Raw genomic sequence first — 14,112 nt, 5'->3', positions numbered from 1 at the left:
GATCAGGCCTCCAGAATTTCAGATGCGCGCTGGATGCCGGCGCGGATACGTTGATAGGTGGCACAGCGGCAGGCATTGCCGTACATGTATGCGTCGATCTCTTCAGCGCTGGGCTTGGGGTTCTCAGCCAGCAGGCCAACGGCCGACATTACTTGACCCGACTGGCAGTAGCCGCACTGTACCACGTCTAGCTCGACCCAGGCCTGTTGGACAGCTGCGCCGATCTTGTCCTCACCGACGGCTTCGATTGTGGTGATCTCGGCGTCTTCGACGTCTTCGATATAGGTCTGACACGAGCGGACGGGCTCGCCATTCAGATGCACGGTGCAGGCGCCGCAAGATGCGACACCGCAGCCAAATTTGGTTCCGGTGAGCTTCAGCTCATCCCGGATCACCCAGAGCAGGGGCGTGCCGGGTTCGGCGTCGACAGTATGCGTCTCGCCGTTCAGTTTCAGATTGATGGCCATGAGGGGACACTCCGTGTTGGCTTGCTACCTGAGTCGGTAAACTGGCGGGTTTACATGTGGCACAGAAAGTCGCGCCTGTAAACTCCCGCGTTTACCTAGTGTTTGACCCGGCGCGGTCAATGGGTCTATAGCAATGGAATGAATGAGATCAGCGCACCCAATGCGTCCAAATATGCACAGATCATCGAAGCTGCCGTGGCCGAATTCCAGGAAAAGGGGTTCGCGGCGGCCAGCATGGATCGTATTTCGCGCCAGGCCGAGGTGTCCAAGCGGACGCTTTATAAGTATTTCGAAAGCAAGGAAAATCTGTTCCGCTCAATCGTGGCGGAACTATCCAGTCGCTTTGCGGAAGTGCTTGAGATCAGGTACGAAAAAGGGCGCGATGTTCGCGAACAACTGACTGAGCTGGCCTGGGCCGAGGGGCGCATTCTGATGCTGCCCGATGTGATGGCCATGTCCCGCATGGTGATCAGCGAAATCCTGCGCAACCCTACGTTGGCCGAACAAGCGCAGGGCAAGCTGGACAAGACGGCCTCGTTCATCGACATGCTGCGTGAGGCCGCCGCGGACGGGCAATTGAAGATCGACGACCCCGAACAGGCCGGTCGTGAATTCATCGGCCTGATCAAGGCGCGGGCGTTCTGGCCGCTGTTGTTCTCAGGCACGGTTCTCAGCCATCAGGAAATGGCGGACACGATCAACAACAGCGTCGAGATGATGATGCGCAGATACGGCCCGGACACTGCGTAGTGTTCAAGGCCGTACGGCGGACAAACCGGCCCCTACATGCCGTTGCGCGGGATCACGTGATTCCATTCCGTTTTGAAGAACAGCGAGTCTCCGTCCCAGCATTCGACCGTGGCGTTCAACACGAAATCGGTTGCCGTGGCCGTCTGCTGAGACCAGGTCTTGATACGTGCATCCCAATCGCCACGCTCAAAGCGGGTTTCCTGCCGCATGGTCGCGATCGCGGATAGGGGGTCATCGGGCAGGATGGAGTAAATCCGCTCGGACATGTCGGAAATCTCGGTCCCTGTTTCCAGCACCTTCTTTGACGACGGCCCCATGACGCCGCCACCGATGAAGACACGTTCCGTCAGTCTGCCAGTGTGGGTGTCTCGAGTCAGCGTCGTCTCGGACCCGCCCTGACCTCTGGTCGAGGTCTCGGGTACCGAAACCGGGGCCGGAACCGGAAGGTCCCGAGGGGTCGGCGCATCCGGCGCATTTGTGCGAACGGGCAACGACAAGGCCGAGGAGCCGGGCACGACAGTCGCGCAAACCGGATTCGGGGCGGGCCACAAGATGGGCCAATAGGCGGTCGCAAGCTGCACCATGATCCGGTGACCGACAGGAACGTTGTAGCCGATGGCGTGCAACTGGATCGAGATCTCCATCTCTTCTCCTGGCACGACCGGGGTTGGTTCTGTGTCACTTTCGCGGTGCATCAGGTTAAAGAACCCGCGTGAGATCAGGGTCTGCGCGCCGTCGGGGGCTTCATCAATCAGCAAGGCCGCGACAAAGGCCTGAGGTTGGTCGACACTGACCTGCAACGCGATTTCAGGTTGGCCCAGAATGTCCACCGATGACTCCAGCGTGTCACTGCGGAACACCATCGCCCCAGCGGCGTCGATCCGACAATCCAGAGGCAAATCGCCCGGAATACCGAAAGAACACATGACCCCACCGGCCGAGCCGAACGTCTGCGGAGAGGTGATCTGCATCGGCGCGCCTGTTTGCGCCTGTGCGTCGAGCGACCCCGCGTTCAGCCAATAGGTTTCACTCGAAACATTGGGCGAGGGCCAACTGGGCTCCTCGACCCAGCGCCCGGGGCGGTGCGTTTGCGTTCCAGCGGGGCGCATGCTGTCCATCATGTATAGGTGCAGCGGTGGCTCCTCCTCGATCCCGGTGTCGATCCCCTTCAGCCAATAGTCCCAGAACCGCAGAACCTCGGCGATGAAATCGACCTGAGGGGTGGGCTTTCCTTCATGCGGGTAGAGATGCGACCACGGGCCCATCATCACCTTGACCGGCACATTCAGCTGTTCCGAAATACGGAACGGCGTGTCGCGATACAGGTCTGCCCAGCCGCCGAAATAATAGACGGGCACATTGACTGCGTCATAGTCCTCGCAGATCGAGCCACGTCGCCACATCTCGTCATGGGTCTGATGTTCCAGCCACATGGCGGGCCAGAACTCCATCGCCTCAAGGCGTTCACGCCAGAGGTCGCGCCACTTGTCCTCGCCCACGATTTCGGGGTCCGGAGGGAAGGCGTTCAGCAATTGCATGATCGATCCCCACCAGAAATTGTCGCCGGCCAGGACGCCTCCGTAGAAATGGATGTCTTCGCGCCAGCGGTCGTCGCAGCCCATCACCGGCGCGATTGCTTTCAGCGCAGGGGGGCGTTTGGCGGCCACCTGAAATGAGTTGTAGGCCCCCCAGCTTTTGCCAAACATACCGACATTGCCGTCGCACCACGGCTGTTCGGCCAGCCACGCGATGACATCAACGCCGTCCTGCGTTTCCTGGTGCGAGTATTCATCCTCGGCCAGCCCACCGCTATCGCCGTTGCCGCGAATATCGACCCGGATGGAGGCATAGCCCGCCTCGGCAAAGCGCGGATGCATGGTTTCATCGCGCAGGCGCGTGCGATCTCGGCGACGATAGGGGATGTACTCTAGCAGACAGGGGACAGGATTCTCACGCGCATTGGGTGGTAACCACAAACGCGCGGCCAATTGCGTGCCATCGGGCATCGGAATCCAGACGGTTTCGATCACCTCTACGCTGTTCATGGCCGGGTCCTTCCTGTTGTTTTGGCTTGCGTTTCTCTCAAGCACGTTCGTCGCGTCGCCGCTTTTGGTCGTATGAAACGCACAACCCGTTCAGCGCGCAAGCGAATAGGAGGCTTCGGGCTGCAAAATGTGACTCAAGTTTGCCGTTCCGCTGTGATAGCCACACGCAGGCACAGACCGGGATTTGTCAGGTGACAGAGAAAAACGTGAAAAACTTGGACCGAGCAGCGCGTTTAAGCGTGGCACCCATGATGGACTGGACCGACCGCCATTGCCGGTTTCTGCATCGGCTGCTGAGTGAGCAGACGCTGCTTTACACCGAGATGGTCACTGCGCCCGCGCTGGTGCGTGGTGGGGCGCTGCATCTGCTAGACTATAGCCCACAGGAACATCCCGTTGCATTGCAGCTTGGCGGCTCGGACCCAGAGGAACTGGCGCAGGCCGCGCGGCTTGGGGCCGAAGCTGGGTATGATGAGATCAACCTGAATTGCGGCTGCCCCTCGGATCGGGTGCAATCGGGCACGTTTGGGGCTGTGTTGATGAAAGACCCCGCGCGTGTCGCCGACTGCGTGGCCGCCATGCGTGCGGCCGTCTCGGTCGATGTGACCGTCAAATGCCGGATTGGCGTGGATGATCAGGAACCGCGCGACGTGCTGCCGGACTTTCTGGACAAGATACAGCAGGCCGGGTGCCGACGGGTGACGATCCACGCGCGCAAGGCGTGGCTACAGGGGCTCAGCCCGAAAGAGAACCGCGATATCCCTCCGCTCGACTATGACCTCGTTCATCAGATGAAGGCTGATTTCGCGGATCTTCACATTTCGATCAATGGCGGCATCACCTCGTTGGACGAGGCGCAGACGCATCTGGAGGCCGGGCTGGACGGGGTGATGATTGGACGGGCGGCCTATCATCAGCCTTCTGACATCCTCTCCGAAGCGGATATGCGAATTTACCAGAGCGGCAACGCTCGGGACCCGATCGAAGTGGCCCGGCAAATGGTGCCCTATATCGAGCAGCACCTTGTCAACGGAGGGCGTTTGCACCAGATCACGCGGCATATGCTTGGCCTCTTTGCCGGTCGCCCCGGCGCACGGGCTTGGCGGCGCGCGCTGTCAGAAGGGGCGGTGCGGGATGGGGCAGGGCCCGAAGTGATGCTGAAGGCGCTCGATCACGTGGCGCCTCTGGCCGAGGTTTGAACGAATGAAGCCCGGTCTCTGACCGGTTTGGGGGGAAGATGCCCGAGACGATGTTGCTGGCCCAGATGCTGGGCCTTTTGCTTGTAATTGGCGCACTTGCGGGCGTTTTGGCAGGGCTGCTCGGCGTTGGCGGAGGCATCGTGCTTGTGCCCGCGTTTTTCTATGCGTTCCAAACGCTTGGATATGGTGGGCCGCAGTTGATGCAGCTATGTCTGGCGACCTCGCTGGCGACGATAATCGTAACCTCGATCCGGTCGGTGCTGGCCCATAACAAGAAAGGCGCAGTCGATTGGCAGATCCTGCGAGGCTGGGGGCCTGGCATCGTCGTAGGGGCGGTTGTTGGCGTGCTGGTCGCCTCGGCCCTGCGGACTGAAGCCTTGCAGGCGCTGTTCGGCGTTCTGGGCATGGTGATTGGTGCGTATCTGGGCTTTGGTCGCTCGGAATGGCGTTTAGGGGATGCGATGCCCAAGGGGATCAAGCGCGCGGTTCTGTCCCCATCCGTGGGCTTCCTGTCTGTGCTTATGGGGATCGGAGGCGGCAGTTTCGGCGTCCCCCTCATGAGCCTTTACAACACGCCCATCCACCGGGCTGTGGCAACGGCTGCAGGGTTCGGAGTGATCATCGCCGTGCCATCTGTATTGGGTTTTCTCTTTCTGGAGATTGCCCCTGAACACAGGCCTCCGCTGACGATCGGGGCCGTGAACTTGGTGGCCTTCGGGATAGTAGTCGCGATGACGATGATCACCGCCCCGTGGGGCGTTAAACTCGCTCATGCGATGGACCCGAAGCCGCTCAAGAGGGTCTTTGCACTGTTCCTGACACTGGTCGCTTTGAACATGCTGCGGAAGGCATTGGGATGGTAGAGGATTTCTGGGCGAAGGGTTGGGTCAAATTCCCGTTCGACCCCGCCCTAGCAGAATGGGTTGGGCAGGTTCTGCCCGACGCTCAGCGGTCCGCGACGGCACCTGAACATGCCGAGTGGCTGGATTGTGAGGGCACGTGGTTCATTGGCGTAGATGCCTTGCCCAATGATGAATTTGGGCAGGTTGCGTCGTCAAAACCGCTGTCCGGGTTGGCCATGGATTTCATCGCCGCGCATCTGGGCAGCTTGCCGCTGCATCCGGGGCAGGTGTCGATCATCTATCCGGGGTATCCCCGCCCTCGGAAGGGTGAAAGCGAGGCCGCCGGGCGCTACAGGCGCAATCGCGACGCGGCCCATGTGGATGGGTTGCGACCTATGGGTCCGGATCGCCGCCGTCGCGTGGATGAACCGCATGCGTGGATTTTGGGCATTCCCCTGTCGGAAGCCAGCCCCGATGCCTCGCCCATGGTGTTGTGGGAAGGTAGTCATATCCCAATGGGCGAGGCCTTTAGAGCGGCTTTTGCGGATCAGTCCCAGACCGATCTGAGCCAGGTCGACATCACCGATATATATCAGGCGACCCGCCGCGAGGTCTTCGAGACCTGCCCAAGGATCGAATTGCCTGCCAAACCCGGCGAGGCCTATCTGCTGCACCGCCATTGTCTGCATGGTGTTGCGCCATGGCCGGAGGGGGCGACCGCTGGGCCGGATGGACGGATGATTGCCTATTTCCGCCCCGAATGCGCCAACGGCGTCGCGGAGTGGATTGAAACACGCTGATGTCTCGTGAGGGAAACGGTTCCCGCGAATTACCCCAGCAGACCACGCCCACATCTGCCCGTTTCGCAACTTTTGGGCTTCAAAACCCGACCTGTCACGAAAAATGACGTGGGGTCACTTTGCGATAAGTTTATTGATTGCCGAGTCAATGAATATACAACGGAAGGCGTTTTCTTCGTCGTTCCGGCTGAAAACTCTTTAGCCAGACCGTGCCGCTGCGGGTCGCCACTCACTCACGGAACCGGCTTTCGCCTCGCTTTTTTTTCGAGGCGTGCGTCCGGCCCGCAGCAGGCACACTTAATTGATTGGTTCTTAATGTCTTTCAAAAGCTTTCTACAACGCTTTTCCAAGCTGCGAGATCACGCGCAACCCGTGACTGTCGACACCACGATGGAACGGCCTGCAAAACATCCAAGAACCAGCCGGTCCGAATACTCAGACCTGTTCAAGGAAGAACTCGCGACCCGACAACAGGGCAGGTGTGACAAATCAAAGGATGAAACCAGCGCGGTGGACTGAGCGGTCAGCTTTTCAGGCGGGCCGAACGCCCGCCGCGCCGTTTGGCGAGGCGCGGTTTGCGGGCGGGCAGAGCCTCCATGATTTCGGCGCGTTCGCTGCTGTCCATACGTGACCAGCGCGCGATCTCATCAAGGGTGCGGTAACAGCCGGTGCAAATCTGCTCTGTCGGGTGGACAACACAGATTCGTACACAGGGGCTTTCGACCTCATCGCGCTGCCAAACCATGTTCGTCATTCGTGGTCTCCGACCCATTACAAAAAGCGCAGCCTGTCCAGCGCTCCCTGCAAGATATACCCTGCTGCAACGTGATCAATAACCTGTCCGCGACGTTTTCGTGTCGTATCCGCCTCTAAAAGTGCCTTTTCTGCAGCAACTGTGCTCAGACGCTCGTCCCAAAAGCCGATGGGGCAGTCGGTTAGGCGGGTTAAGTTGCGGGCAAAGGCACGGGTAGATTGGCAACGGGGGCCTTCGGTACCGTCCATGTTTTTTGGTAGCCCGAGGATGACGCCGCCTATCTCACGATCCTTGATCAACTCAAGCAAGCGCGCGGAATCGAGGGTGAATTTCTTGCGACGCACGGTCTCCAGAGGGCTAGCCACCCCGCGCATCCGGTCCGAGACCGCCACGCCGATGGTCTTTTCACCCAGATCCAGCCCCATCAGCGCCGTCATCGGCGACAGGGAAGCGGCGAAACCTTCAAAATCGTCGTGGATCATTGGGCAATACCGGCTTGCAGGGCGGCTGCATCGATCATCTCAAGCGCCTCGGGGTTGTCGGCAAAGAGGACCTCGGCTTCGTCGCGGATATCTATTGCACGCTGGGCCTGACCCAAGACGCCAAGCGCCGCGATCAGGCGCGCCCAGTCCTGAGGAGGGCCGCCCTCAGTCGCCAGGCGATCAGACAGACGGTCAACCATGCCTTGGATCATCTCTTGCCGTTCTTCCGGGGTCATCTCCGCTGCGGCGGCGACATCGTCCTGACTTGGGCCGGGCTGCCCCAATGAGCTGGGGTCGGGGCCGTTGAAAACCCCCGCGCGAAAGGCAAGCTCATCCAATTGGGCGCGAATCGCATCACCCCAAGGAGCGCCCGCTGGCGCATTCCGCGCGGTGTCGACCCAGACACGATAGGCGAGGTCTGGACGGCCGGTCTGGGCCAGCATTTGCCCCCAGTAGTAGCGCGCCGGGCCGTGTCGGGGATCACGCTCAAGCGCGGCGGCCAGAACTTGCTCGGCCTCGGGCGAGATGTAGCCGCCTGCCGCAAGGATCATCTTTTCGGCCAGATCCGAGTAATCATCGGCTGTTGCAGCCTGACCCGAAAGCTCGACAACGCGTTGCTGCGCGGCATAAGCGGCCTTGAAGTTCCCCGCATTGGCTTCGTGCTGTGTCAGCAGGATATGCCCTTGCAGGTCATTCGGCCGGGCCGCCACGGTGTCGCGCAGTTGCTGGAGCAGCGTTGCGTAGCTTTCTTCCAGTTGTCGCGGCTGCGGCGGGGTGGCAAGGACTTCGGCTGCTTCCTGCGCTGGGCGGTTCGACCGGACCTCCTCGGCCAGTGCCAGCCGTGCGGTCAGGGGTTGGTCGGGCAGGCCGACGGCACCGGTTCGGTAATACATCGCCAGCGCGCCACCAATCACGACCAGCATCACGATTGCGATGGTGACGACGGAAACCCCGCGCGACGGGCCCGAGGCCACCCGGTCGCCCTGCATCTGGGCGTCTGCTGCCAGAATGCGGCGTGAGATCTCGGTGCGGACCCTCTCGGCATCGGCTTCGCCAATGACTCCTCGGGCCAGATCACGGTCAACACCCGCCAGTTGTTCGCGGTAGACGCGCAGATCGTAGGCTGCGGTTGGTTCGTCCGCGCGGCGGCCGCGCAAAAGCGTGTAGCCGAGGAACCCTGCGACCAGCAGCGCGATCAGACATGAAATGACCCAGAACGTCATGCTCTCTCCTGAAATTCTGCCCTGACTTAGACCTGCGGGCCGCCTAAAAAAAGGGACAAATGGCCGCGAATGTGCCACATGTCGCAATAGTGCTATATTGCGGCGTTGACCGGCGTGGATATACCCGGTCGACGCGGCATACCTGCGCCAATCACCGAACCGGATGGATTCGCTTATGAAACACTATTCAGCCTTTGCTGTCGCGCGCGAAGCGTTGCGCTATCACACCGGATGGGAGCGCGCATGGCGCTCGCCTGAGCCGAAGAAAAAATACGACGTGATCATCGTCGGTGCCGGGGGGCATGGTCTGGCGACCGCCTACTACCTTGGTAAAAACTACGGCATCCAGAATGTCGCCATCATCGAAAAAGGATGGCTGGGCGGCGGGAACACGGGCCGGAACACGACCATCATCCGGTCGAACTACCTGCAGGATCCTTCGGCGGCGCTCTATGAAAAGGCGCGGGGCCTCTATGAGGACCTGAGTCAGGACCTGAACTATAACATCATGTTCAGCCCGCGCGGCGTGATCATGCTGGCGCAGACCCAGCACGAAATTCGCGGCTATCAGCGCACCGCGCATGCCAATGCGCTGCAGGGTGTTCAGACCGAGTGGATCGGGCCCGAACGCGTGAAAGAGCTGGTGCCGATCATCAATCTGGATGGTCCGCGCTATCCGGTTCTGGGTGGCCTTTGGCAGGAACGCGGCGGCACCGCGCGTCACGATGCGGTGGCATGGGGCTATGCGCGCGCCTGTTCGGCCATGGGCATGGACATCATTCAGAAATGCGAAGTCACCGGCGTTCGCTCGGACAATGGTCGCGTGGTCGGCGTTGATACCACCAAAGGTGCGATCGACTGCGACAAGCTGGGGATCGTCGTTGCGGGCCATTCCGGTCAACTGGCCGAAATGGCTGGCTTCCGCTTGCCGCTGGAAGCCGTTGCGCTGCAGGCGCTGGTGTCCGAACCGATCAAGCCCTGCATGGACGTGGTCGTGATGGCCAACACTGTTCACGGCTACATGTCGCAGTCCGACAAGGGCGAGATGGTGATCGGCGGCGGTACCGATGGGTTCAACAACTTCACCCAGCGTGGCAGCTTCCATCACATCGAGGAAACCGTCCGCGCATTGGTCGAGACCTTCCCAATGATCTCGCGCCTGAAAATGCTGCGTCAGTGGGGCGGGATTGTGGATATGACCGGCGACCGGTCTCCGATCCTGTCGAAAACACCGCTTCAGGGCTGTTTCATCAACGCAGGTTGGGGAACCGGTGGCTTCAAGGCCATTCCGGGCTCGGGCTGGGGTATGGCACAGCTGATGGCGACAGGTCATTCACCACTGACCGAGGCCTTCTCGATGGACCGCTTCAAAGAGGGCCGCTTCATCGACGAAAGCGTCGCCGCCGGGGTGGCTCACTAAGGGCGCTGCCCGAGGTGGCCACAACACAGAATTCTGGTCGGCCCGAGTGCCGACCAACCGAGAAAAGGATGACCATATGCTGATCCTGAATTGCCCCTATTGCGGCGTCGATGCCGAAGAAACTGAACTGGCCGCTGGCGGCGAAGCGCATCTGAAGCGCTTTGGCCCCGGCTCGTCGGATGATGATTTCCACGACTACCTGTTCATGCGTGAGAACCCTAAAGGCGTTCATTTCGAACGTTGGCGCCACGCAAATGGCTGTGGCAAGTGGTTCCACGCGGCGCGCTGCACCAACACTCTTGAGGTATTCGGCACCTATTCGGCCCAGACCACCGAGCCACCGCAAGAGATCAAGGACGCTATCACCGCGAAGCGTCCCGGCTGGACGTGGAGAGAGTTTAAATGATCCGCCCAGCCATCCGTAATTCCGCCTGCGAAAGGTCCGCAACATGAGCACCCGTCTCGCAAATCAAGGCCGGCTGATTGACCGGTCGAAACAGGTTACCTTTACCTTCAACGGCACCTCGATGCAGGGCTACGAAGGCGATACCCTTGCATCCGCCCTTCTGGCCAATGACCAGATGATGATGGGCCGGTCGTTCAAATACCACCGTCCGCGCGGCGTCGTTGCCAGTGGCGCGGAAGAGCCGAACGCTCTGGTCGGTTTGGGCGAAGGCAACCGGTTTGAACCGAACCAGCGCGCCACCACAACCGAGCTGTTCAACGGTCTGACATCCGTGTCGCAGAACCACTGGCCGAACCTCGAGTTCGACATCGGGTCGATCAACACCCATCTGTCGCGCTTTCTGCCTGCTGGCTTCTACTACAAGATGTTCATTCATCCGAAGCCGTTCTGGAAACATGTCTACGAGCCGTTCATCCGTCAGTCCGCCGGTCTCGGCAAAGCGCCCGACAAGGACAACCGTGACGCAGACACCTATGAGCATTTCTATCACTTCACCGATGTACTGGTGATCGGTGGCGGTGTTGCCGGTCTGCAGGCGGCCAAAACGGCGGCTCAATCCGGTGCGAAGGTCATGCTGATCGAGCAGACTGCGCATTGGGGTGGTCGTGCTCCTGTTGATGGTGGAACGATCGACGGTGAGCCTGTGGATAAGTTCGTGGAACAATTAGTTTCTGAACTCGAAACAATGGACAACGTCATCCTGCGCAATCGCTGCATGGGGGCAGGGGTTTATGACCACGGTTATGTACTGGGCTACGAACGCCTGACGGACCACACTCCGGGCGTGCAAGGCCCGCGTCATCGCCTGTGGCGCATCCGTGCCAAACAGGTTGTCACAGCAACCGGCGCGATTGAGCGTCCGCTGTCTTTCGCGGGTAACGATGTTCCGGGCGTGATGTTGGCCTCGGCTATGCGGGATTATGTGGTGAACTGGGGCGTGACCCCCGGCGACCGCGTGATCGTTGCGACCAACAATGACGACGCCTATCGCACTGCAATTGCCCTCAAGAAAGCCGGTGTTGATGTTCTACGCGTGGTCGATGCGCGCGCAAGCGCCGGACCTCTGGCGGAAGAGGCGCGCCAACTGGGCATCCGTGTCGATCCCGGCAAGGCCATCGCCAAGGTCAAAGGCGGCAAGCGCGTCAAGAAAGTTGCGCTGTGCAACCAGGAAGGCATCGGTGGTGCGCGGGAAGAGGTCGAATGCGATGCAGTCGCCATGTCGGGCGGCTGGTCTCCGGTTGTTCACATGTGGTCGCATTGCGGCGGCAAGCTGATCTGGGATGAGGCGAACGCCCATTTCCGTCCTGACCCTGAACGTCCTCCGCTGGGCGCAGACGGTGAAGGCTTCGTGATCGCCGCGGGTTCGTCCAACGGTCCGCTGGCTCTCGGCGACGTTCTGACCGACGCGGATGCCGCAGGCAAAGCAGCGGTGAAGGCGGCCGGGTACAAAGCAAAACGCACCAAGGCTCCTACGGGCGAAACCACGGCCGAGGCTCCGATGGCTGCTGTCTGGTTGATGCCTGCGAATGCGGACATCCAGCTGCGTATGAAGTCGTGGTTGGACTTCCAGAACGACGTGAAGGTCTCGGACGTTCAGCTGGCTGCGCGCGAAGGCTATGAAAGCGTCGAACACACCAAGCGTTACACCACGCTGGGTATGGCGACCGATCAGGGTAAGTTGAGTAATATCAACGGCTTGGCGATCCTTGCTGATGCGCTGGATTCGGAAATTCCGAAGGTCGGCACCACCACGTTCCGTCCGCCCTATACGCCTATCTCGCTGGCGTCGATTGGTGGTGAAGCACGTGGTGAGGTGTTCCAACCGATCCGCCAGACCCCGATGCACAACTGGCACGATCAGAATGGCGCAGACTGGGAGCCGGTCGGCCATTGGCGCCGGACCTATGCCTATGTCCGTCCCGGTGAATCCGTGCATGACGCGGTGAATCGTGAGGTGAAGAACACCCGTGAGAACCTCGGCCTGCTGGACGCCTCGACACTGGGTAAACTGATCGTCAAAGGCCCCGATGCGGGCAAGTTCCTGGACATGATGTACACCAACATGATGTCCACTCTGAAGGTTGGCAAATGTCGCTATGGCCTGATGTGTTCCGAGAACGGCTTCCTGATCGACGACGGTGTTGTTGCCCGCATCGACGAGGACACATGGCTCTGCCACACCACCACCGGCGGTGCCGAGCGTATCCATGGTCACATGGAAGAATGGCTGCAGACCGAGTGGTGGGACTGGAAAGTCTATGTCGCCAACGTGACCGAGCAATACGCTCAGGTCGCCGTGGTTGGCCCCAACGCCCGCAAGGTGCTGGAGAAGCTGAACGCCCAAGCAGGCGGCGGCATGGATGTCTCGAAAGAGGCGCTGCCCTTCATGGAATGGCGTGACGGCAAGATCGGCGCGTTCGACGCGCGGGCCTACCGCATCTCGTTCTCGGGTGAGCTGTCCTATGAGATCGCGGTTCCTGCAAGCCAGGGCCAGGCGTTCTGGGACGCTCTGTTCGACGCGGGCAAAGAGTTCGGCGTGATGCCTTACGGCACCGAATGTCTGCACATCCTGCGGGCCGAGAAGGGCTTTATCATGATCGGCGACGAGACCGACGGCACCGTGATCCCGCAGGATCTGGGGCTGCACTGGGCGCTGTCCAAGAAGAAAGAGGACTACCTCGGCAAGCGCGCCCATTCGCGGACCCATATGGCCGATCCGGAGCGTTGGAAACTGGTCGGTCTGGAGACTGTGGATGGATCAGTTCTGCCGGACGGAGCCTATGCGGTGGGCGAGGGCGTCAATGCCAACGGTCAGCGCAACATGATCGGGCGTGTGACTTCGACATACTACTCGGCCAATCTGGGCAAAGGCATCGCGATGGGTCTGATCAAGCACGGTCCTGACCGCATGGGCGAGATTGTCGAGTTCCCCGGAACCGATGGCAAAACCTACAAAGCCAAGATCGTCGATCCGATCTTCTACGACAAGGACGGGGAGAAGCAGAATGTCTGAACCCATCAGTGCACTGAACCACGCCAGCTATGACGGTATCGCCAAAGTAGCCGAGGTCGGCCTGCAGGGCATGATCACCCTGCGCGGCGATCTGTCCGACAAGGTGCTGGCCAAGGCTGTCAAGGATGCAACCGGGCAAAAAATGCCCGGCCAGCGTGAGGCTCTGGTCGATGGCGATACCGGCGTGTGCTGGATGTCCACCGATGAGCTGCTGGTGCTTGTGCCCTATGCCGAGGTTGAGGCCAAACTGGCCGAGATGGCCAACGCGCTTGGCGGTACGCATGCGCTGGCCGTCAATGTCTCGGACGCCCGTGCGGTGTTCTCAGTCACGGGCAGCAACGCGCGTGAAGTTCTGGGCAAGGTTGCTCCGGTCGATCTGTCACCTGCGGCTTTCCAACCCGGCCAAATTCGCCGTTCGCGTCTAGCTCAGGTGGCTGGTGCATTCTGGATGGACGACGCCGAGACCCTGCGCATCGTCTGCTTCCGTTCGGCGGCTGACTATGTGTTCAAACTGCTCAAGGTTGCGGCGCAGCCGGGCAGTGAGGTCGGGGTTTACTAACGAACCGACGACTGATGTCAAAAAAGGCTCCGGTTTTGGCCGGAGCCTTTTGCGTTCCGACCTTGGGAATACCAGTTAAGAGTGATCGGAGG

At 60.5% G+C, this 14,112-nt stretch carries 13 protein-coding genes; 8 read left to right on the top strand and 5 right to left on the bottom strand.

Translation table 11 applies throughout. The features are described 5' to 3' along the window. Positions 1–2 precede the first annotated feature (2 nt). The gene (locus tag ACR0KL_RS03065; RefSeq protein WP_170374105.1) at positions 3–467 is read right to left on the bottom strand and encodes a (2Fe-2S)-binding protein; all 465 of its coding nucleotides are present in this window, start codon (positions 465–467) and stop codon (positions 3–5) included. Positions 468–605: 138 nt separating this feature from the next. Between ACR0KL_RS03065 and ACR0KL_RS03060 the strand changes: the two genes are divergently transcribed. Further along, positions 606–1,217 (top strand): TetR/AcrR family transcriptional regulator, encoded by a 612-nt coding sequence (locus tag ACR0KL_RS03060; protein WP_170488757.1) that lies wholly within the window; start codon positions 606–608, stop codon positions 1,215–1,217. Positions 1,218–1,249: 32 nt separating this feature from the next. Here the strand turns inward: ACR0KL_RS03060 and ACR0KL_RS03055 are convergent, their stop codons facing one another. Beyond that, complete coding sequence (locus tag ACR0KL_RS03055; RefSeq protein ID WP_480776626.1) at positions 1,250–3,307, bottom strand: CocE/NonD family hydrolase; 2,058 nt, start codon at positions 3,305–3,307, stop codon at positions 1,250–1,252. 146 nt (positions 3,308–3,453) lie between these two features. On the opposite strand from ACR0KL_RS03055, the gene dusA reads away from it, so the two are divergent. From dusA to ACR0KL_RS03040, 3 genes are read left to right on the top strand one after another with little or no spacing between them, the layout of a single operon-like run. Beyond that, positions 3,454–4,461, top strand: a complete 1,008-nt coding sequence (dusA, locus tag ACR0KL_RS03050) for a tRNA dihydrouridine(20/20a) synthase DusA (RefSeq protein ID WP_170676537.1) — start codon at positions 3,454–3,456, stop codon at positions 4,459–4,461. Positions 4,462–4,499: 38 nt separating this feature from the next. Next, the gene (locus ACR0KL_RS03045) at positions 4,500–5,324 is read left to right on the top strand and encodes a sulfite exporter TauE/SafE family protein (RefSeq protein ID WP_170676535.1); all 825 of its coding nucleotides are present in this window, start codon (positions 4,500–4,502) and stop codon (positions 5,322–5,324) included. Beyond that, positions 5,318–6,103, top strand: a complete 786-nt coding sequence (locus ACR0KL_RS03040) for a hypothetical protein (RefSeq protein WP_480776625.1) — start codon at positions 5,318–5,320, stop codon at positions 6,101–6,103. Before ACR0KL_RS03045 ends, ACR0KL_RS03040 begins: the two co-directional genes overlap by 7 nt. A gap of 523 nt (positions 6,104–6,626) precedes the next feature. On the opposite strand, the gene ACR0KL_RS03035 is transcribed toward ACR0KL_RS03040, so the two are convergent. From ACR0KL_RS03035 to ccmI, 3 genes are read right to left on the bottom strand one after another with little or no spacing between them, the layout of a single operon-like run. Further along, entirely contained in the window at positions 6,627–6,857 is a 231-nt protein-coding gene (locus tag ACR0KL_RS03035) for a DUF1289 domain-containing protein (RefSeq protein ID WP_170374099.1), read from the bottom strand. A gap of 17 nt (positions 6,858–6,874) precedes the next feature. Continuing rightward, entirely contained in the window at positions 6,875–7,339 is a 465-nt protein-coding gene (ruvX, locus tag ACR0KL_RS03030; RefSeq protein ID WP_170676531.1) for a Holliday junction resolvase RuvX, read from the bottom strand. Then, on the bottom strand, positions 7,336–8,562 hold the full coding sequence (ccmI, locus tag ACR0KL_RS03025; protein WP_170676529.1) for a c-type cytochrome biogenesis protein CcmI: 1,227 nt from the start codon (positions 8,560–8,562) through the stop codon (positions 7,336–7,338). The genes ruvX and ccmI overlap by 4 nt, the downstream gene beginning before the upstream one ends. A gap of 175 nt (positions 8,563–8,737) precedes the next feature. Between ccmI and ACR0KL_RS03020 the strand changes: the two genes are divergently transcribed. The 4 genes from ACR0KL_RS03020 (at position 8,738) to ACR0KL_RS03005 (ending at position 14,020) form a co-directional block, all read left to right on the top strand. Then, positions 8,738–9,982, top strand: a complete 1,245-nt coding sequence (locus ACR0KL_RS03020) for a sarcosine oxidase subunit beta family protein (protein WP_170666423.1) — start codon at positions 8,738–8,740, stop codon at positions 9,980–9,982. Between the two features lie 76 nt (positions 9,983–10,058). Continuing rightward, positions 10,059–10,388 (top strand): sarcosine oxidase subunit delta, encoded by a 330-nt coding sequence (locus ACR0KL_RS03015; RefSeq protein ID WP_170676527.1) that lies wholly within the window; start codon positions 10,059–10,061, stop codon positions 10,386–10,388. A gap of 43 nt (positions 10,389–10,431) precedes the next feature. Further along, positions 10,432–13,461: a sarcosine oxidase subunit alpha family protein gene (locus ACR0KL_RS03010; RefSeq protein ID WP_170676525.1), complete on the top strand. Its 3,030-nt coding sequence runs from the start codon at positions 10,432–10,434 to the stop codon at positions 13,459–13,461. Further along, positions 13,454–14,020 carry a sarcosine oxidase subunit gamma gene (locus ACR0KL_RS03005; RefSeq protein WP_170676523.1) on the top strand — a complete coding sequence of 189 codons (567 nt, stop codon included), beginning with the start codon at positions 13,454–13,456 and terminating at the stop codon, positions 14,018–14,020. Before ACR0KL_RS03010 ends, ACR0KL_RS03005 begins: the two co-directional genes overlap by 8 nt. The last annotated feature ends 92 nt before the right edge of the window (positions 14,021–14,112 follow it).

This window comes from Ruegeria sp. C8 (assembly GCF_056537565.1).
Note: the sequence above shows the minus strand (reverse complement) of the source record. Positions and strands in the feature narration are given on the sequence as shown.

Bases quoted from the DNA above. Each gene is read 5' to 3' on its own strand.
- ACR0KL_RS03065 (WP_170374105.1), bottom strand. From the start codon at position 467: ATGGCCATCAATCTGAAACTGAACGGCGAGACGCATACTGTCGACGCC.
- ACR0KL_RS03060 (WP_170488757.1), top strand. From the start codon at position 606: ATGAATGAGATCAGCGCACCCAATGCGTCCAAATATGCACAGATCATC.
- ACR0KL_RS03045 (WP_170676535.1), top strand. From the start codon at position 4,500: ATGCCCGAGACGATGTTGCTGGCCCAGATGCTGGGCCTTTTGCTTGTA.
- ACR0KL_RS03040 (WP_480776625.1), top strand. From the start codon at position 5,318: ATGGTAGAGGATTTCTGGGCGAAGGGTTGGGTCAAATTCCCGTTCGAC.
- ACR0KL_RS03035 (WP_170374099.1), bottom strand. From the start codon at position 6,857: ATGACGAACATGGTTTGGCAGCGCGATGAGGTCGAAAGCCCCTGTGTA.
- ruvX (WP_170676531.1), bottom strand. From the start codon at position 7,339: ATGATCCACGACGATTTTGAAGGTTTCGCCGCTTCCCTGTCGCCGATG.
- ccmI (WP_170676529.1), bottom strand. From the start codon at position 8,562: ATGACGTTCTGGGTCATTTCATGTCTGATCGCGCTGCTGGTCGCAGGG.
- ACR0KL_RS03020 (WP_170666423.1), top strand. From the start codon at position 8,738: ATGAAACACTATTCAGCCTTTGCTGTCGCGCGCGAAGCGTTGCGCTAT.
- ACR0KL_RS03015 (WP_170676527.1), top strand. From the start codon at position 10,059: ATGCTGATCCTGAATTGCCCCTATTGCGGCGTCGATGCCGAAGAAACT.
- ACR0KL_RS03010 (WP_170676525.1), top strand. From the start codon at position 10,432: ATGAGCACCCGTCTCGCAAATCAAGGCCGGCTGATTGACCGGTCGAAA.
- ACR0KL_RS03005 (WP_170676523.1), top strand. From the start codon at position 13,454: ATGTCTGAACCCATCAGTGCACTGAACCACGCCAGCTATGACGGTATC.